This is a genomic window from Vibrio sp. 2304, assembly GCF_033339475.1.
In the GTDB taxonomy this organism is placed as follows: domain Bacteria; phylum Pseudomonadota; class Gammaproteobacteria; order Enterobacterales; family Vibrionaceae; genus Vibrio; species Vibrio alginolyticus.
Genome location: NZ_JAWOUQ010000006.1, coordinates 179,475 through 197,542, shown reverse-complemented (window position 1 = coordinate 197,542; position 18,068 = coordinate 179,475). Strand labels below are relative to the sequence as shown.

At 41.5% G+C, this 18,068-nt stretch carries 17 protein-coding genes; 5 read left to right on the top strand and 12 right to left on the bottom strand.

Going from position 1 to position 18,068, the window contains the following annotated elements; translation table 11 throughout:
- Positions 1–34 precede the first annotated feature (34 nt).
- Positions 35–1,090, bottom strand: a complete 1,056-nt coding sequence (locus R7P64_RS14090; RefSeq protein ID WP_017820712.1) for a glycosyltransferase family 9 protein — start codon at positions 1,088–1,090, stop codon at positions 35–37.
- A 107-nt stretch (positions 1,091–1,197) separates the two neighbouring features.
- On the opposite strand from R7P64_RS14090, the gene R7P64_RS14085 reads away from it, so the two are divergent.
- Together R7P64_RS14085 and R7P64_RS14080 are read left to right on the top strand one after the other, a co-directional pair.
- On the top strand, positions 1,198–1,605 hold the full coding sequence (locus R7P64_RS14085) for a diacylglycerol kinase (protein WP_005395798.1): 408 nt from the start codon (positions 1,198–1,200) through the stop codon (positions 1,603–1,605).
- Positions 1,606–1,616: 11 nt separating this feature from the next.
- Complete coding sequence (locus R7P64_RS14080; RefSeq protein ID WP_238777365.1) at positions 1,617–2,336, top strand: 3-deoxy-D-manno-octulosonic acid kinase; 720 nt, start codon at positions 1,617–1,619, stop codon at positions 2,334–2,336.
- 45 nt (positions 2,337–2,381) lie between these two features.
- Here the strand turns inward: R7P64_RS14080 and R7P64_RS14075 are convergent, their stop codons facing one another.
- The 11 genes from R7P64_RS14075 to R7P64_RS14025 all read right to left on the bottom strand — a co-directional run bounded on the left by R7P64_RS14075 (position 2,382) and on the right by R7P64_RS14025 (position 13,405).
- Positions 2,382–3,338 carry a polysaccharide pyruvyl transferase family protein gene (locus tag R7P64_RS14075; protein ID WP_318123643.1) on the bottom strand — a complete coding sequence of 319 codons (957 nt, stop codon included), beginning with the start codon at positions 3,336–3,338 and terminating at the stop codon, positions 2,382–2,384.
- Between the two features lie 27 nt (positions 3,339–3,365).
- Positions 3,366–4,247: a glycosyltransferase family 2 protein gene (locus tag R7P64_RS14070; RefSeq protein WP_047103797.1), complete on the bottom strand. Its 882-nt coding sequence runs from the start codon at positions 4,245–4,247 to the stop codon at positions 3,366–3,368.
- Entirely contained in the window at positions 4,244–4,969 is a 726-nt protein-coding gene (locus R7P64_RS14065) for a glycosyltransferase family 25 protein (protein ID WP_213972962.1), read from the bottom strand. The genes R7P64_RS14070 and R7P64_RS14065 overlap by 4 nt, the downstream gene beginning before the upstream one ends.
- Positions 4,966–6,237: a lipid IV(A) 3-deoxy-D-manno-octulosonic acid transferase gene (waaA, locus tag R7P64_RS14060; RefSeq protein ID WP_171344433.1), complete on the bottom strand. Its 1,272-nt coding sequence runs from the start codon at positions 6,235–6,237 to the stop codon at positions 4,966–4,968. The genes R7P64_RS14065 and waaA overlap by 4 nt, the downstream gene beginning before the upstream one ends.
- Entirely contained in the window at positions 6,231–7,289 is a 1,059-nt protein-coding gene (gene waaF / locus R7P64_RS14055; RefSeq protein WP_213972961.1) for a lipopolysaccharide heptosyltransferase II, read from the bottom strand. The genes waaA and waaF overlap by 7 nt, the downstream gene beginning before the upstream one ends.
- On the bottom strand, positions 7,286–8,275 hold the full coding sequence (gene lpxM / locus R7P64_RS14050; protein WP_085343407.1) for a lauroyl-Kdo(2)-lipid IV(A) myristoyltransferase: 990 nt from the start codon (positions 8,273–8,275) through the stop codon (positions 7,286–7,288). The genes waaF and lpxM overlap by 4 nt, the downstream gene beginning before the upstream one ends.
- A gap of 127 nt (positions 8,276–8,402) precedes the next feature.
- A complete protein-coding gene (gene rfaD / locus R7P64_RS14045; RefSeq protein ID WP_170893635.1) occupies positions 8,403–9,344 on the bottom strand; it encodes an ADP-glyceromanno-heptose 6-epimerase in 942 nt (313 codons plus the stop codon).
- Positions 9,345–9,492: 148 nt separating this feature from the next.
- On the bottom strand, positions 9,493–11,685 hold the full coding sequence (locus tag R7P64_RS14040; RefSeq protein ID WP_213972959.1) for a YjbH domain-containing protein: 2,193 nt from the start codon (positions 11,683–11,685) through the stop codon (positions 9,493–9,495).
- Positions 11,682–12,440: a capsule biosynthesis GfcC family protein gene (locus tag R7P64_RS14035; RefSeq protein WP_213972958.1), complete on the bottom strand. Its 759-nt coding sequence runs from the start codon at positions 12,438–12,440 to the stop codon at positions 11,682–11,684. Before R7P64_RS14035 ends, R7P64_RS14040 begins: the two co-directional genes overlap by 4 nt.
- Positions 12,437–13,117 (bottom strand): YjbF family lipoprotein, encoded by a 681-nt coding sequence (locus R7P64_RS14030; RefSeq protein WP_167415631.1) that lies wholly within the window; start codon positions 13,115–13,117, stop codon positions 12,437–12,439. The genes R7P64_RS14035 and R7P64_RS14030 overlap by 4 nt, the downstream gene beginning before the upstream one ends.
- Before the next feature lie 69 nt (positions 13,118–13,186).
- Positions 13,187–13,405, bottom strand: a complete 219-nt coding sequence (locus R7P64_RS14025) for a hypothetical protein (RefSeq protein WP_031780921.1) — start codon at positions 13,403–13,405, stop codon at positions 13,187–13,189.
- A 403-nt stretch (positions 13,406–13,808) separates the two neighbouring features.
- Here R7P64_RS14025 and R7P64_RS14020 point away from each other — a divergent pair, with 403 nt between their 5' ends.
- The 3 genes from R7P64_RS14020 (at position 13,809) to R7P64_RS14010 (ending at position 18,050) form a co-directional block, all read left to right on the top strand.
- Positions 13,809–14,327: an outer membrane beta-barrel protein gene (locus R7P64_RS14020; protein ID WP_017820722.1), complete on the top strand. Its 519-nt coding sequence runs from the start codon at positions 13,809–13,811 to the stop codon at positions 14,325–14,327.
- A gap of 64 nt (positions 14,328–14,391) precedes the next feature.
- Positions 14,392–17,094 (top strand): SLBB domain-containing protein, encoded by a 2,703-nt coding sequence (locus R7P64_RS14015; protein ID WP_213972955.1) that lies wholly within the window; start codon positions 14,392–14,394, stop codon positions 17,092–17,094.
- 53 nt (positions 17,095–17,147) lie between these two features.
- Positions 17,148–18,050, top strand: a complete 903-nt coding sequence (locus R7P64_RS14010; RefSeq protein WP_213972954.1) for a Wzz/FepE/Etk N-terminal domain-containing protein — start codon at positions 17,148–17,150, stop codon at positions 18,048–18,050.
- Positions 18,051–18,068: the final 18 nt, after the last annotated feature.

The following is an 18,068-nucleotide window of genomic DNA, read 5'->3' as shown; positions in this document are numbered from 1 at the left end:
GTCATTTCCTTCTTAACAAATCAAGACAGTAAGTTTACTGGTATTGAGGATACAAATCTTCTAAGACTTGATCGAACATGCTCATTACTTGAGTGCTGGTAATGCGGTTCATTGCCGTTTCATCTTTAGCGCGAGTTCGCCAGCTTAACTCGTGACTGTTTTTACCTGTTTCCGCAAAGATCGTTTCTTCATACACTGAGACAACGTATTTTAGATAACGGTAAGGTCCCACTCGCAGCGGATTATGGTGTGCATAGAGCCCGATGATTGGTGTTTTCATTGCATTCGCCATGTGTGCTGGTCCGGTATCGGGGGCGATGACCATTTCAACCTTATCTATTAACGCAAGCATTTGCAGAATTGAACTTTGTCCAACTAAATTTAGACACGGTTCTTCCAAGCGAGATTGAATGGCCTCTGCCAGATCCAATTCTACCTGAGCAGGGCTGCCTGCCAGAATCACGTTCCAGCCTTTTGCTCTGGCGTGATGAATCACATCCACATAACCTTCCGCGTTCCAGTTTTTATAAGCTTTGCTCGCACCAGGCACAATCAGCAGGTTAGGTTTACTACGAGAAATATGAGACTCTGCCCAAGCTTGATCGTGGTCTGAATAAGAAAGTACCCAGTCTAGTCCTGCCTTTGGTACCCCAATTTGATGGGCAAAGGCCATTAAGCCATCTGCGACATGCAGAGATTGCGGGGAAGGCACTTTGACATTGGTAAATAGTGTTTGAAAGTCCTGGCTTCTATCAGAAGAGAAACCAAGTTTGTATTTTGCTTTAATGCCCAACGTTGCGACACTCGCTCGAATCGCGTACTGCATATGCAATAGCGCATCAAACTCTCTGCCTTTCAGCTGTCGCCAAAGTGATTTGTAGCCATCAAGTCCCGCTTTTTTATCAAAAACAATCACTTCTACACCATCGATGGCGGCTAATAACTGGGCTTCAAGTTTACCCGTTATCCAAGTAATCTGGGTCGAAGGCCAGTGTTTCTGAATAGCTTGAATGCTGGCGATAGTATTGCAAACGTCTCCGATAGCGGACAAACGCAAGACGCATAGTGACGATGGGGCAGAAGTGAACATAATTATTGTCTGATTCGATGAATAGAGGCAGGTAAATTATGCAGACATCCCCAATAAATGTAAAATACACGGCTCGAATATAGCTAAGTACTGATAAGTGTTCTGCAATGTCAAAGACAACACCACATCAATCGCAAGAATCTGGCAAGCCGGGTAACACCGGGCTAAAGCGCATCGTTAAAGCGACGGGTTATTCGATCCAAGGATTAAAAGCGGCTTTTAAGCATGAAGCTGCCATTCGACAAGAGTTGGCTCTGTTGAGTATTGCTGTGATTTTGGCTTGGCTAGTGGATGTCGGCATGGTTGAGCGTATCTTAATGATCGGGGTCGTGGTATTAGTCTTGATTGTAGAGCTTGTAAACTCAGCGATTGAGGCGGTAGTGGATCGTATCGGTATTGAACGGCATGAACTCAGTGGGCGAGCTAAAGATATAGGCTCTGCTGCCGTTATGGTTGCTTTGGCGTTTGCTGCATTTACTTGGTTGTATATATTAGCCAGCCGGTATTTAGGCTAGAGGGTGAGCGCATGACTCAACAGTATAAAAACAACAACCAAGTGATCTGGTTTGATGACGAGATCATTACAGACCCTAGCCAACCGATATTTGATGCGGAATACTGGCAGTCCTTAGACAAGGTGGTTGGCAGTGCGACGGGGCGAGGCACGACATGGTTTATCCAACTAGAGAACATGCAAGCGGCACTACGTCATTACCGTCGTGGCGGTTTGTTTGGGAAGTTAGTTAACGATCATTATTGGTTCTCTGGCTGGGATAACACCCGTTGTGCGCAAGAGTTTCAGCTTTTGTTGGCGCTAATTGAGGCTGGGGTGCACGTTCCTCGTCCTATTGCAGCAAGAGCCGTAAAGTCAGGACTCTTCTATCAAGCTGATTTATTAAGTGAGCGAATCCCAAACGCCAGAGATCTGGTTAGTATCTTGCAAGAACAGTCTTTATCGGTAGAAATGTATCAGAAAATAGGGCAAGAAATTGCCAAGATGCATCAGGTTGGCGTTAACCATACCGATTTGAATATCCACAATATCTTGATCGACGACAAAGATAAGGTATGGATTATCGATTTTGATAAGTGTCGTTTTGAAACTTCTGGTGACTGGAAGCATCAAAATCTAAATAGACTTCTGCGTTCATTTAATAAAGAGCTTTCTCGTAAGAGTATTAATTGGAACGAGAAGGATTTTAAATTTTTGAAAGAACACTATGATATATATTCTGATAAAAATTAAATGTAGGAGTATAGTTGATTAAGTAATTAACTATACTCCTTAATTCTATTTACTATTAAAATTAACAGTTATATTAGGGAGGCCAAAAAGCCACTTATTGTAATAAGAGGTGTTTTTACCATAGGAATTATCAAAGAGATGTATATTCTTTCCTAATAAGCATGAAAAAATCAGTCCGTGTAGTCTATCAGTATGAACTTCATTATGCATATGAAAGTAATTCTCTGAACGAAAGACTATCTCTTTTGATAGTCTATACCAAAGGTCATTAGCTTTCTTTTGTTTAAATTTCCACTTTTCTAGCGATGAATACTTTTTCTTGATATTAATATCTGATATTGAAATAAGATCATCCCAGTCAAACCCTTTTTTTTGTAGTCTCAAGTCATTATTTTGTGACTCAATATCCTTTCTAATCAGATTTAAAATTCGTCGTTGTTGAGGAAGTTCATCACAAAGTTCTTCTTTTTCGATCATCGGATGAAGACTATGAGCCATATCAGGAAGCAAGTGATAGTTATTTGTGAATTTTTTCGATATTTCGTAACTTCTTTCATCGCGAGTAATAAAGTGGAAATCTTTATGTTTAGAAAAAATTTTGGCGCTAGACTCCTCATTTGATATATCTTCAAAAAATATTGTTTGTGGAAGACATATAATTCTTTTAGTAGGGAATTTAGATATGATATTTTCTCTTAGATTTTGGTGAACTTTATAAAGATCTCCAAAGTTACCGCCACCGTGTAAAACTATGACATCAGCTTCTTTAATCTTCTTAAAATCTAAATTTTCACAACCACTACGATATATAACGTTAATATCATGTTCTTTAAAAAATTCTTCCGTTCCAAGGTATATAAGAAGATCTCCAACATTAAAATGTATCGGTATGTCTATATAAGCAATGGACTTTCCGTTTATCAGAGATGCAATAAGGTTATGCTGAGATTTTGCGCTATCCATAATCTCAAGCCACTTGTTTTCTCTTCTACTTCTACTCATAGCTCCTCCGGCTATATGAAACGATAATTAACCACTAAATACTTTGTATATTTTCATTTTTATTCTGAATAAAAATGAATCACTAATGTTGTACATTGACTTTATATGTTTTTCATATTTTTCATATGGTATTGATTCATTTTTTAGCTTTCTTAAATATTTAATAGCTGTTTTGTAAAAACTATACTTAAGTTTGTTACTGCCTTTCATAGTAGAATATGCAGAGTCAATGATTTTCACAAAATTATTTTGGTAATTAACATCATTAACTTTACTATTCATTATAGAATTTTGTCTAATTCTGTAAAATATGACATTGTCACAGATAGAGTATATTCTTAATTTTTTAGTAAATACCTGCCAATAAAACTCTTCATCCTCATGAATTAATCCGGGTACGAACCATATATTGTCAAGCACTTCTTTTCGATATAATTTATTCCAAACTACGAACTCTAAGGAGAAAAATTTTTTGTCCAAATCTAATTTCCCTATAATTCTTCTCTTTCGATAGTCTTCATATCTTTTATCTTCTTGATAAAACTTAGTTACTCTTCCTGAAACAATATCGTATCCAGTAGAATGCAACAATAATTTCTCAATTGCATCTTTTTCTAACCAGTCGTCTGAGTCTAGAAAAAACAAAAAATCTCCACGAGAGTTTTTTATCCCTGTATTCCTCGCTGCTGATAGCCCTTGGTTAGTTTGCTCTATGACTTTTATTCGAGGATCCTCATCTCGATATTGCTTAGCAATGTTTATGCTATTGTCTTGAGAGCCATCAATAATAGCAATTATTTCTATATTTCTATATGTTTGTTGTACAGCAGAATCTAGACATTCAGGTAAATACTCTTCTACATTATATATAGGAACTATAATACTGACTAATGGATTGTTATTACTCATTTTTTATTCTCAAGGTTATATAGAAAATCAGAAAGTTGCTCGTATAACCTAAATATTTCTATATAGATCTTATTCCATGAGGTGATACCAGATTTATCTTTTCGAGAACTGCCTATTGTTGAGGGAATATCGGCTCTTTTGACAATATCTGGTCTTAAAACATACGTGGATACACCATGTTTATACGGTTTTTCCATGTAGTCATCTACAGGTTCTATAAACTGAGTTGCGTTTTTTATGAATTTCGAAGCAGCATGTGGAGTTAGAATATATCCCATAATGCCGCATGTGCGTTTGTTGAAGCGTACAATATTAAGTTTGTTATTAACTGAAGATATGACTTTAAATGATTTAGGCTTGGTTGCAGCAAGTTTTAGAAAGTCGTATTGTTCCGCTAATGTGTCGAAATGTGAAAACACGTCAAAAAACTCAGGTAATAAGTCGCAGTTATCTTCTAGAACCAGTATTGGTTCGTTTAGCTCCAAGCACTTTTCCCAGGCTAGGTGGTGACTAGAGAAGCAAGCAATTTCGTTCTCAACTAGCCTATAGCCAAATCGTTTTCGAGTAAGATCATCATTGCTACGTTCAGAGTATAGAAAGTTTGGCGCAGAGGAATCTATCGCTTCTATAAATTCGAATGGTATGTTGGCTTTGTTGAGTGCATTTTCCATACGAACTCTTCTATCAACTGAGCGTTTCATGTTAATAACAAAAACTTTCATTTTATACTCTCAATACATCTAATTGTCTTAGTTAGCGCACCAACATTATCTTTGACAAAGCTAAGGAGGTTTTCTTGAACGATACTTTTTGCTAACGCACCTTGAAACATAGCTTCAACCTTTAGACTCATATCGTTAGGTGACTCAATCAGTTTGATAACTTTCTTATGAAGCATCTTAACAACCAGATCTTGGAAGTTGTAATAGCTTGGTCCCGTGATTACTGGTACTCCCAGTGCTGCGGGCTCTAGCACATTATGCCCACCGACTTTATCTCCAACTAGGCTACCGCCCATAAAGCAGATGTCCGCTGCGCCCATCAACGTTAGCATCTCACCCATTGTATCGCCGAGATATACTTGAGTATTCGTCTTTACTGCATGCGTTGAAGTACGACGCACAGTTTTAAATCCTTGCTGTTGGCAAAGCGTGAATACATCATCAAATCGCTCTGGATGGCGAGGAACCAAAACGAGTAAAGCATTTGGATGAGATTTTAAAACTTGTCTATGTGCATCTAATACCTGTTCGTCCTCGCCTTTGTGGGTGCTAGCTGCAATCCAAATTGGACGATCCTTTCCAAGCTGGGCTCGAAGCTGCTGTCCTTGCTGTTTCACTTGCTCTGATATTTGAATATCGAACTTAATCGAGCCAGTAACGGATAGTTTCTTTTTCTCAACGCCTAAGCGTTCGAAGCGCTCTGCATCTGAATCCGTTTGGCAGAGTACTTGAGTTAGGCATGGATGAAGCTGGTTAAAAAGCCGCTGTATTTTGGCGTAGTTCTGACACGATTTTTCAGATAGGCGCGCATTCACGACAGTTATAGGGATACCCGCTTTGTGAACATTGTGAAGCGTGTTTGGCCACAGCTCAGTCTCAATGATCAACATCTGTTTTGGTTGCACTGCTTTAAGAAAGCCTTTGATAGCAAACCCAAAGTCAATTGGCATATAGCGGTGTTCAATTAAATCACCCAACTTAGCAATCTGTTCAGCTCCGGTACTTGTTGTTGTAGTAACTAGAATAGATTGTTCGGGGTTTTGTTCCTTAAGGGCTTTAATTAAAGGTGTTGCTGCTATGCTTTCACCAACAGATACGGCATGTATCCAAATAGGTTTGTCGTTGCTTTTTAGCTTGGGAGTGATACCAAAGTGCTCTTTCCAGCGAGAGCCGAACTTAGGCTTATTTGGTTTGCTCTTGTACAAACCAAATAAAAGCAGCGGTGACGCTAGAGCGAGTAGTAAGGTATAAACAATACGAACTAACATGAGCTTATCGTAATGGCGTCAAGTTTTTGGATACTATCTAGCACTTGCTTAGGCGAAAGTTCTGTCAAGCACTTAAGGTGTTTGTACTGACATTCACGCTGGAAACAAGGGCGACAATCAATATCGGTATGAACAATCTCCACTTTTTCTGCGAGTGGGGGGGTGTACTTCGGTGAAGTTGAGCCATACACTGCAACAACATTACAACCAACCGCAGCTGCCACATGCATTAAGCCTGAGTCATTCGCGACAACAGTCTTACATGCAGCAAGTAAGTCGACCGCTTCAATTAAGCTGGTTTGGCCTGATAGAACGTGAATGCCCTCATGGAATTGCGTCGGAACAAGTGCGCGGATATTGTTACAAGTCTCTAAGTCTTTTTGAGAACCAAACAACCAGATTTGATGCCCAGATCGAGCCATTTGCGTCGCAACTTCAGCGTAGTGTGTTTCGGGCCATTTTTTTGCGGGACCAAACTCTGCTCCTGGGCATAGTCCGATAATTGGTTGGTCTTGGGCTAAGTTGAACTTTTTGATCGTGGCTTGTTGCTCTGCCGCGTTGATTGCAAGGCGTGGGCGAGGCAAGGTTTCAAGCCCGCCGAGAGAGTTAGAATCCGCCATTTCTGCTTTTGGATAAGCTAACGCTACATAGCGCTCTACCATGTACTGAAAAGACTTCATGTTAGGGCGTAAGTCGTTCAATAAACCATAGCGCATTTCTCCCTTCCAGCCAGTACGAAGAGGAATGTTGGCAAACCATGGGATCAGTGCCGATTTCGCTGATTTAGGCAAGATATAGGCGTGGTCATATTGCTTTTCACGTAATGATTTGCCAATTTCCCTGCGGCCTAATAAGTTAAACTCACCATGACCGATAGGCATTTCAATCGCTTGATGGATTTCTGGCATACGCTCAAGAATCGGTTTACACCATCCTGGAGCGATAACGTCAATTTGGCTATCTGGATGGCGTTGCTTTAATACGATATATAACGATTGCGACATTACCATATCGCCGACCCACGCAGGGCCAATAATTAAAATCTTTTTCATTTATTTACTTGCCAATCAGTATCATATCTAGGCTTGAAGATATTGTAATAGTTATTGCCGTCTTCTTGAGAGTGCAGCAACTGTAGTACCCACATATATTGTTCGGGTTTATCACCGACAAAATATTCAATGGCTTCATTACAGGTACGAGCGTCTTGCTCTTCGCCTTTATCCAGCTCAAACGCTGGTAAAATCTCAATATCAAACGTACCATCTTCAGTGTTCATCGACGCAAATAGAGGCAGTACTTTTGAGCGTGATAGTTTCGCAATTTTGCCTAAACCAGGTAGTGTTGCTTTACGTGTGGCAAAAAAATCTACAAACACACTATGCTCTGGGCCGTGATCTTGATCGGGTAGATAATACCCTACATAGCCATCTCGAATAGACTTCAGAAAAGGCTTAATGCCACCTGAGCGTTCATAAACACGACCACCATATTGAACTCTTTGCTTGTGCATCAGCCAGTCAGCAACATCATTCTTTTGTTTCTTTGCCATTGCAGAAACTGGCATTCCCATTGAAGCGAGCAAGATAGCAGGCACATCAATTGCCCAAGAGTGGGGAACCATTAAAATCACATTTTCGTTGTTATCAATGTGCTGTCGTAAAATGTCTAGGCCGCGAATTTGGCAACGGTTCTGAAGCCACTTTGGTGAGCGTAAACTTAGTAACCCGAAGCGAAAAAAGAACATGGCCGCTGTGTAGAGTGTTTTTTCTATCAAAGCTTCACGTTCTTGGAACGACTTTTCTGGAAAACACAGCTCAAAGTTAACCCTCGCTCGGTGAGCTGGCCCTTTGTGGGATTTAGACAGTTTTTTGGCAATGGTTTTCGCCAACCACTTTTGTAAACTTAGTGGCATTAATGATAAAGGTAAAAATAAGAGAACACCTAACCACGTGCCCCAGTACTTAGGCGACAGAAAGTGGCGCTTAAACTCAGGGTTATATGCTTTAGGGTCGAAGTCATCACGTTTAATGGTCATGGCGTGTCTAGTTACCTATTCGTGTACGGGCGAAGTGGTTTAAATGAGAAAAAAGATAGTTAGGAATGATACAGGCTATTGCACTTGAGTAAAGGTGGCAGGTTATGGTTCTACCACCTTGTGGTGCTTAACTGTTTTGGATAGTCAAGTATTCGGCAACGCCTTCTGCAACTGTCTTGAATTCAACATCACAGCCTGCGGTGCGCAGTTTGGTTAGATCCGCTTGTGTGAATTCTTGGTAAGCGCCTTTTAGGTGCTCAGGGAATGGGATGGTTTCAATTTGGCCTTTGCCATGATGCTTGATAACTGCTTTTGCTACCTCTTCAAAAGATTCAGCACGGCCAGTACCACAGTTAAAAATTCCTGATACGCCGTTTTCTAAGAACCACAGGTTTACTTTACATACATCACCAACGTAAACGAAGTCGCGTTTGAATGATTCGCTGCCCGCGAACAATTTAGGATTTTCACCTGAGTTAAGTTGGTTGTTTAGGTGGAACGCAACTGATGCCATGCTACCTTTGTGGTCTTCACGTGGGCCATATACGTTGAAGTAGCGGAAGCCGGTGATTTGAGAAAGGGTCTCACCATGTTCTTCAGCGTCTTGCCATAGGCGACGAACGTAGTTATCAAACTGCTGTTTCGAGTAACCGTATACATTCAGTGCGCCTTCGTATTCGCGTTCTTCAACGAAAGTATCGGTATCGCCGTAAGTGGCTGCTGAAGAAGCGTATAGGAATGGAATCTCGCGATCTAAACAGTAATGAAGCAGCTCTTTAGAGTACTCGTAGTTGTTTAGCATCATGTACTTACCATCCCACTCAGTCGTTGCAGAGCAAGCACCTTCGTGGAAAATTGCCTCAATCGGACCAAAATCATCGCCCGCCATAATTTGGGTCAGAAAGTCGTCACGATCCATGTAATCTGTGATGTCCAGATCAACTAAGTTCTTAAACTTTTTGCCATTTTTTAGGTTGTCGACAACCAGGATATCGTTAATACCAGCTTCGTTTAGTGCTTTAACAATGTTGCTGCCGATCATGCCAGCGCCACCAGTTACGATGATCATAGAACTTCCACCATAGATTAAAATTTTCTCAGGAATTCTAGCAAGAAACGAAAAGTAGCGCTATTGGAAGCAGGAAGATAGGTTTGAGTCTTCTATGACTCAGTATCTAGATATGAAAAAGGGAGCCGCAGCTCCCTTGATTACTTTATTATTCCACATCCGAACGGTTAGGCCTTTGATACCAAGGATTTCGCTCGTCGGTCAACTCAATCAAGCTGTATTTACGTCCGAGTTTCTGTCCTCCGTCACGAGTAAGAGGCTGCCAACTAAAGTTCGCACGATTGTTGCTTGGCTTAACGGTCATGATGTCAAATGGAATCGACAAGTAGAAACCTTTGGTAAAGCTACCTTCTCCAAATTCATCCGCAGACAAGTCTGTAAATGACGCAAAGGCACCAGCAATTACGCCACTCTTGAACTGCTTAGAAACATTGATTTGTGTACCAACATCACCAGCTAGGAACTGACCAACATCGACTTGGATCATCAAATCTTGTAGGAATTCCCATTGAGGGTAGTAGTAACCAGATACAAAACCAGTGAAGCCTTTATCAATAACTTGGAACGGATGTCCATATTCCGGCACGTTTTGCCATTTCTCATCGTAAACACCGAAGTAACTTTGTGGATCACGTTGAGAAATTACGTTGACGTCAGCACCAATTGCCCAGTTAGCTCCTTGTGGCCGGTAAAGAAACTCAGTACCGACTCCAGCAAACATACTCTCCAGATAGCCCGCGTAGAATTGCTGATCCATCGTATCGGAATACTCTTGGAACCAAGTCAATTGTAAGTTTGACATGGTTACAGCATGTTCATTTTGGTAAGCGCGGAACATGGTGCGAACACGAGGAACAGTAGTGCCATCAGGTGGAGTGACATAAATAAACTTATCGTAGTTGTTATACCAATCCCAGTATAACGAACCGCCAATTTCAAGGTTGTCCGTCAGCCAATATGAGGCATTACCACTTAGCCCTACACTAAAGAGATAGAAATCTTCAGCGTTTCCGAGAGTTTGAACTAGTTTAGGTGCAAAGCCCCAATCAAAACGCTTAAAACCATCGTAGACAGATTCTCCCATTGGCTTAGTTGTAGCCCTTGAGGTTGCATCTTCTATTTTCGGATTGATGTAATTAACTTGGGCAAAGTCGCGATATTTCTCTTTGGAAATAATCGTTTGTTCGCCGACTAAGCCTCGGCTACGTTCATTGATCGCATAGGTATCAATATCGTCAGGCATTTCATTATGGAGTACAGCTGCCGCTTTTTCGTGTGCCTCTGTACGGTCACGATATTTCTTCTGCTCACCAACGACAGTTACTGTATTGTTATCAACATAAACACGCGTGTTTCGATAACCAGCAATTTTGTCTAAATCTTCTGTTACACGTTCCCAATCAACATCAGACAGTTCTTTGGGTTGGTTATCTTCCACTTCTGGGGTTGGTGTGTCTCGCCAGAATGATGGCATGTCATTGAAATTAGTGTTTAGCGTTAAGCCTGCTACTAAAGTATCGCCGCGTTCATAACTTAAACGAAAATCGGCCATGCCTAGACGGTAGAGGACACCAAAGTTCCATGGTGTGTGGGGCTTCATATCAACATCTGCACCCACAACTGCATAGTCTGTAGAATAATCATTGCTGTCGTACTCAACTTTAAATCGTAAAGGAGCGTGCAACGTCTGGAACTCTATACCACCAAATAAAGCCGTAGGCCCTTTGAAAGCTCTGTCAAAATTAGTTGTTCCTCCAGAATCAAGAAACTCTTCAGAACGTTCACAGAATTTGTCTGATGCTTTGCAAAATGGATTGGTTATATTGTCTCTGGTTCCCAAGTAGCCCCAACCCATACCCAAAGTAAAATCAAAAGTACCTAATTTCGAATTAGAATATCGTTTTGTCGCTGCAATAAACTCAGCATCAAAAAGGCCGGTACCAGCAAAGTCTCTCACACCTAGGGCAATTTCTGGCATGTATTCAGATTCTTCCCATAATCTAAATTTAAAATCTATCCCCTTGTCTGTGTATTCATTATCAACATCGGGTAAGGATGATGAGTAAGGCAGGTCGTTAACTTGAGTGTAACGGATGGTTGTTTCTAGCCACGGCATAAGTTGCAGAGTCACATTGTAAAAAAGGTACTCATCACTACCTGTTACAGAAAAGTTGAATTCCCCTTCAGGAGCCATACGTCCGGTTGGCATCTGCATTAAACCAACACCACCAAAATCAGATTGAGAAGGCTGTAACGAGGGAGCCTCAAAGGGTATATCTTGAGCCCAAACCAATGCAGGGCCCATTAAAGAAAGGGTTAAGCTTTTTCTAATTGGCATCATTGTGGTCTCTTTGTGGAGCTTGGTATCAATTGAGTGAGTAGGCGGACAATATCTTGGTCCATTTCGGAGTATTCAAGATCACCAAACGGAATATATACCAATGTCAGAGGTGGTAAGTAATATTGTGTCGTTAACCAAGCTCCGTGATGCGGCTTAACTACGTGACCATCTGGGTAGATCAACACTGGCGGTGTTGATAACGCACCAATGTTATTTTTCAAATTCTCTATTTGTCTTTGCAAAGGGATGCCTGCTTGCGCCTTAACGGAATACACGCTACTTAGGTTTCCTAAGTAATACACTTTTTCTTCGCGTAGAGGGCTAGCGAGCAGGTAATCGCCGCGCAACAGTGGGTTGTCGAATTTATCTAGTCGAATTTTATCAACATCGATCGCAGACAGTAAACGCGGTGCAAAGCTTTGCTGCTGAATGAACTTGTAGAATGGATGTGCGACCAAATTGTGTTGAATCATTTGATTGAGCACCGAGTTCTTTAAAGCGGTAGAGGTTTTCTCGGCGCGTTCCGATTTATCAAACAAAGTGGTACCAAGAGAGTATTGCAGAGAGACGCTTTGCTCCCTAGCAAGTGCTAACACACTTTCTAAACGAGCCGGCCCTTGAAATTGTAGCCGTTTGCCTGCTTCTAGCAATTCAACATTTAATGGTTGCATAGCAGAGGTTTCTGTTTGAGCGAAGCTAGGCATGCTCAAAAGCGGCATGACCAAAACGAATAATGTGAGTAGTTGCTTGCTCATGATTTGCTATATCCCTTCAAAATGGTTAACTCAACCGGAATCATATTTGGCCCTAGGTGTTGTAAGGTTTTAACGACCTGACCCTGTTCATTGACCCAATAGTAGTTTTCGACCGATTGAGAAAGACTGCTAAACTCAACAACTTCTTTATATACGTTGGTCATAGTGCTAGAAATAGGTGTTGTTAACGTTTCTTGGCCTGAGTAAGAACGCGTTATATTTGCAGGAAAGCCATAACGGTATTGTGTTGCCCAATCGTATGAAAGTGTGTAGTTGACAGAGGTTGAGTCTAAAGAAAAATCTGGAACGTCACCGTAAACACCTGCTAAGTCCCCACTCTGTAGACCAATCGTTTTGACGATGTGCCCATTCTCTGTAACGATCATCGCTTTATCGGCGCTTACCCATTTCAGTTGTTTTTTGCCGCTGAGTTGGTTTTGTTCCGCAAAAGCTAAAACAACAAACACCTGTTTTTGATTTCCAAGTTTCAAATAGGCACTGGCATATGGAATAGCATTGATTTCTTCTGGTGTCATCTCGATATCAATGTAGTTACCGTAGGCTTCTTGGACGGTTGCTGAAACATCATTGAATTTCTGTGTGCAGCCAAAGAGTACAAGGAGTAGTGGAAGAATGAGGAGTTGGCGTATCCATTTAGGTATTCGGAAGATATTCATTATTCCCTCTTACAAATAAAATCGCCCTGAGTCATTCAGGGCGATTGGCTTCTGTTCTACAAAACGAAATTAGTTCGAAGTAGAAGTAGAAGTAGATGTTGAAGTAGATGTTGAGTCGCTATCTGACGCTGCAACTGCTACTACAGTTACTGCTGCTGCTGCGCCTACACCTACAGCTGTAGTGCCAGTTGCTGACGCAGAAGCTGTGCCTGTTGAGCCTGCTTCTTCTGCTGCAAATGCAGTTGTTGCGCTTAGAGCCATAAGAATAGCTAGAGCTGTATTCTTCATTATTAATCCTTGTGTATCCGGTATAAAAACATCGATGTTTGGTAGCATAAAAATGCTCCAAATTATATTCTAGATAAAAAAGCCTTAGCATGTAAATAGTTTCTTATTTTGCCATGGCTTTCGATCTCATTTCTAACACCAGCGTGACATTGCGCGGTTATCTTGCTCCCTTGCTTGCTGATAAACTATCAAGAGTGCATAATTTGTCGGCCTATTTCCTCCGGAACTAGAGGTTTGGAGGAAATAGGTCGTTTTTACTTACACCATATAGAAAGCGATACAGTGGCTTACGCTCAACGCCTCAGGGCGGTAGCGTGCCAACTCTTCAGTATTTAATGGCCTGCATAGCACGCTTAACTTTGCTTTGGCAGCCCATATTATTACCAGTACTAGGGACTTTTACGTGATAAGAAAGCAGCATTGTTTGGGAATACTTGGTGCACTGGGCTTGAGCCTGAGTTCTTTTTCAGCGTCAGCCGATTTTTATGCTGGTGCGTTAGTGAGCTACTCAAATGCAGAATTGAAAAGCTCGTCTTCTGAGTCCGTAAAAGAGGGGAGTCCTTTCCTTCTTAGTGCGCAAGCAGGGTACTTCTTTAATGACTACATTGGTCTCGAAGGACGTTATGGGACATCAGTTCAACGTGACAGTGGTCTTGCCGTTGATAGCGCTTTGAGCGGCTTTGTTAAGTTGAATATGCCGGTTTCAGAGCGAGTTGCACTTTATGGTTTAGCTGGGTATTCAAGCGTTCAGCTTGATCTACAAAATGTAGGTTCTCACAAAGAACAAGGATTTAGTTTTGGGTTAGGTATGCACTACGCTTTAAATAACCAAAGCGCGGTGATATTTGAGTTCGTTGATAACGTCTCTGAAGACCAAGTTCGCCTTAACTCGATTACATTGGGTTTTCAGCACCGTTTCTAATTTAAATACCTAGAGCTCAAACTTGGGGCTAGGGTCTTTTATTCAATTATTATAGTGACATACCATGTTTAAAGGATATTTCTCTATTGCCGCTTTTATATTGGCAAGTACGTTTGCGTCTTATTCAATGGCACAAACACCCACTCCAGAACAAATGAAAATGTTTCAAAAACTACCCGCCGACCAACAAAAGGCCTTGGCGAGTAAGTATGGTTTCTCCATTCCTTCTAGTTCATCTTCAAACAAGTCTCCTTACGAAAATCCGCAAGTAATCCAACCTAGAACTGAAGCTAGTAGCGCTGTATCTTCCAATATCGAAGAACAATGGCTCAAAAAAGGTGAGCAGGGAGAGCTTAAACGCTTTGGTTTAGATCTTTTTGCTGGTTCTCCAAGCACCTTTGCTCCGATCAGTGATGTTCCTGTGCCAGCAAATTACACCGTGGGTGCAGGTGATGAAATCATTGTGCAGTTGTTTGGTAAGGAGAATGAAACGCATCGTTTACGCGTAAATCGTGCGGGCACAATCAACTTCCCCTCACTTGGGCCGGTAAATGTTGCTGGCATGCACTTTTCTGATGTTCGTGACTCTCTGACGCAACGTGTAAAAGAGCAAATGATTGGTGTGCGCAGTGATATCTCATTGGGTGAATTACGCACCATGCAAGTGTTTGTAATGGGGGATGCATATAAGCCTGGTGCCTACACGGTTAGCGCATTAACGACAATTTCACAAGCTATTTACTACAGCGGCGGTTTTGGTGAAAGTGGGGCGCTGAGAGATATCCAGCTAAAGCGTGATGGTAAAATCATTCGTAAGTTGGATATGTATGACCTTTTACTAAAAGGTGATGCAAGTAATGATGTGCGCTTGCTACCGGATGATGTTGTTTTAATTGGCTCTGTTAACGATACAGTGTCTATAGAGGGCGAAATCAACCGCCCTGCAATTTATGAAGTCAAGCAAGGTGAAACATACCAGCAACTTATTCAGATGGCTGGTGGTTTTACTGCGAATGCCCATGTCGAGCAATTGGAGATAAAACGCTACGCTTCACATGGCGCTCGTGAGGCTCTGACGCTTGATTTCAATAAAACGCAAGATCGACAGAGTAAAGTTAAAAATGGCGATGCCATCAAGATCTTGAAAAAAAGCGAAGAGCTTACTCGTTACGTACAGATAGAGGGAGATGTTCGTCATCCTGGCTATGTGGAATGGCGCAATGGTCTTCGTGTTGCTGATCTTTTCAAATCTGTTGACTCAGCTTTTAATTCTACAGCGGATGTTAACTATGCGGTTGTGGTTAGAGAGATTAATCCGCAACGTGATATTGAAGTGTTCCAACTAAGCTTAGCCAACGCAATTCTATCACCAGGTAGCCAAGACAACCTCCAGTTACAATCACGAGATCGTATATTGGTTTTCAACCGCTTTAATAACGAAGACTTGGATACATTGGCAACACAAGAGGCTGTTGCAAAAGCAAAAACATTGGAGCAAGCGCAAGAGCAAGCTGAGCTGGAACAACAGAAAGAGCAAGAAGTGATGAGTTCTTCTGTTGCCGTTTCGCATTCAGCAAACGGTACGCTGAACAACCCGAGCACCACAGAGCAGGCGAAACCAGCTAAAATCATTTTCCGTGGTAAAGAGATTACAGAGGAAGACTTTGAAAAGCTGAAGCAAAATACTCGTCGCACTTTACTTGCCCCTGTGTTGTTACAACTTCAGCAACAGTCTCGTTTGGGGCTAGCCCCTCAAATTGCTGAAGTCTTTGGTGAAGTCAAGCACCCAGGGCGTTATCCGATTACTCCAAGAATGACGGTATCAACGCTTATTGAAGCAGCTGGTGGTTTGACTTACAACGCATTTACAATTAATGCAGAACTAGCACGAACTGCGATTAATAGTGCGGATGAACGTGCTTATATTGATGTTGAACGTATTGATCTGCGTAAAGCAATTCAAGGCAGTGCTTCAGACGATGCAGTTATCGTGGGGCGAGATCGTTTGAACATCTTAGAAAAGCCAAATGTGAAGCTACAAAGCACAGTCACTTTACAGGGTGAAGTTCGTTTCCCAGGAACCTATACCGTGCGTCAAGGTGAAACCTTAAGTGAGTTATTGGACCGAGCAGGTGGTCTCACAGAGTTTGCTCATCCTCAAGGAGCGATATTTACGCGTGAAGCATTGCGTTTACAAGAGCAGAAGCTTTTAAACCAATATGCAGCAGATATGCGCAAAGAAACCGCGAAGAAGACGTTCCGAGCCGATAGTAATATGGGCTCTGTAATTTCAGACCCAGAGAAAACGTTAGCGTTTGTAGAGGAAGCAAGTCGCAGCAAAGCACTTGGTCGTATGGTGGTACAGTTAAACCGTATCTTAAAGGGTGAACGCTCAGCAGACTTTATGTTAGAAGATGGAGACTTCCTCTTTGTTCCGACTTTCCGAAACACCGTTTCGATAATGGGTGAAGTTCAGGTTCCAATTACCTACTTGTTGGACAACAAACTTGATGTTGATGATTACTTGAACAAAGCGGGTGGAGCTAAGAAACAAGCGGACGAAGACCGTATTTTTGTAGTGCGTGCAGATGGTTCTGTTTACAAGCCTTCATCAGGTTATTGGTTCGGAAACAATAAAGAAGGGTTAAAAGCTGGCGATACTATTGTTGTGCCAATTGATACCGACTACCGTGATGCATTAAGTACGTGGACTGCAGCAACGCAGATCCTCTACCAAACGGGTGTTGCTATCAACGCACTGAAGTAATGACTTAAGCCACTTAACAAGAGAAAGGGGGAGAAATACCTCCTTTAATATTAATGGAAAATAATCAACTTGAACTAGATATTGGTGAGCTCATACGCTCACTTTGGCAACAAAAAATAATGATAGTTGCCATTACATTTGTATTTGCAGTCGCATCAGTGCTTTTTGCTATGTCTAAGCCTAACCTCTATAAATCCGAAGCAGTATTGTTTCCAGTAGCAGACAATACGCCTAGTTCAGCTATGGGGCAGTTGGGGGGGCTCGCTGCATTAGCTGGATTTGGAAGCCAAAAGAGCTCTAAACAAGCAATTGCCTTAGAGTCTTTACGTTCAAGAGCATTCTTGGGAGCTTTTATTGAACGCAGAAATATTTTGATTCCACTGATGGCAATTGAGCATTGGGATGCAACTTCTGGAAAAGTTTATATTGATCCTAAAATTTATGATGAGAGTACTGATACTTGGACGCGTGTCGTAAGTGAAGGAAAAACTCCTAAACCAACCATTTTAGAAGCCACAAAAGTTCTCAATGAGTTGCTTGTTATCGATTCAAATAAAACCAGTGGTTCAACCATTGTCTCTCTGACAAACCAATCCCCTGATTTGGCAAAACAATGGCTTGATTGGCTGATTTCGGATCTAAATGAATGGATGAAGAACAAGGATATCAACCAAGCGAAGAATAATATTCAATATTTGGAGAAGCAGCTAAACCTGACAAATCTCTCTGAAATGCAGAATGTTTTTTATCAACTAGTTGAAGAGCAAACTAAGAAATTGATGCTTGCAGAGGCTCAGGAGAACTACATTTTTGATATTATCGACCCTCCTGTGGTACCAGAAGAAAAAGACAGCCCAAGTCGAGCTATCATCTGCGTTCTTGGTACGCTGATCGGTGGGGTTTTAGCAATGGTTGTTGCTTTGTTCCGTATTGCATTATCAAGAAAACATGTTTAATTTGAGTCTTGATCCAAA

Coding starts and splice junctions, on each gene's coding strand:
- waaF (WP_213972961.1), bottom strand. CDS start 7,289: ATGAAAAAGATTTTAATTATTGGCCCTGCGTGGGTCGGCGATATGGTA.
- R7P64_RS14085 (WP_005395798.1), top strand. CDS start 1,198: ATGTCAAAGACAACACCACATCAATCGCAAGAATCTGGCAAGCCGGGT.
- waaA (WP_171344433.1), bottom strand. CDS start 6,237: ATGTTAGTTCGTATTGTTTATACCTTACTACTCGCTCTAGCGTCACCG.
- rfaD (WP_170893635.1), bottom strand. CDS start 9,344: ATGATCATCGTAACTGGTGGCGCTGGCATGATCGGCAGCAACATTGTT.
- lpxM (WP_085343407.1), bottom strand. CDS start 8,275: ATGACCATTAAACGTGATGACTTCGACCCTAAAGCATATAACCCTGAG.
- R7P64_RS14090 (WP_017820712.1), bottom strand. CDS start 1,090: ATGTTCACTTCTGCCCCATCGTCACTATGCGTCTTGCGTTTGTCCGCT.
- R7P64_RS14065 (WP_213972962.1), bottom strand. CDS start 4,969: ATGAAAGTTTTTGTTATTAACATGAAACGCTCAGTTGATAGAAGAGTT.
- R7P64_RS14025 (WP_031780921.1), bottom strand. CDS start 13,405: ATGAAGAATACAGCTCTAGCTATTCTTATGGCTCTAAGCGCAACAACT.
- R7P64_RS14030 (WP_167415631.1), bottom strand. CDS start 13,117: ATGAATATCTTCCGAATACCTAAATGGATACGCCAACTCCTCATTCTT.
- R7P64_RS14040 (WP_213972959.1), bottom strand. CDS start 11,685: ATGATGCCAATTAGAAAAAGCTTAACCCTTTCTTTAATGGGCCCTGCA.
- R7P64_RS14075 (WP_318123643.1), bottom strand. CDS start 3,338: ATGAGTAGAAGTAGAAGAGAAAACAAGTGGCTTGAGATTATGGATAGC.
- R7P64_RS14070 (WP_047103797.1), bottom strand. CDS start 4,247: ATGAGTAATAACAATCCATTAGTCAGTATTATAGTTCCTATATATAAT.
- R7P64_RS14015 (WP_213972955.1), top strand. CDS start 14,392: ATGTTTAAAGGATATTTCTCTATTGCCGCTTTTATATTGGCAAGTACG.
- R7P64_RS14010 (WP_213972954.1), top strand. CDS start 17,148: ATGGAAAATAATCAACTTGAACTAGATATTGGTGAGCTCATACGCTCA.
- R7P64_RS14035 (WP_213972958.1), bottom strand. CDS start 12,440: ATGAGCAAGCAACTACTCACATTATTCGTTTTGGTCATGCCGCTTTTG.
- R7P64_RS14080 (WP_238777365.1), top strand. CDS start 1,617: ATGACTCAACAGTATAAAAACAACAACCAAGTGATCTGGTTTGATGAC.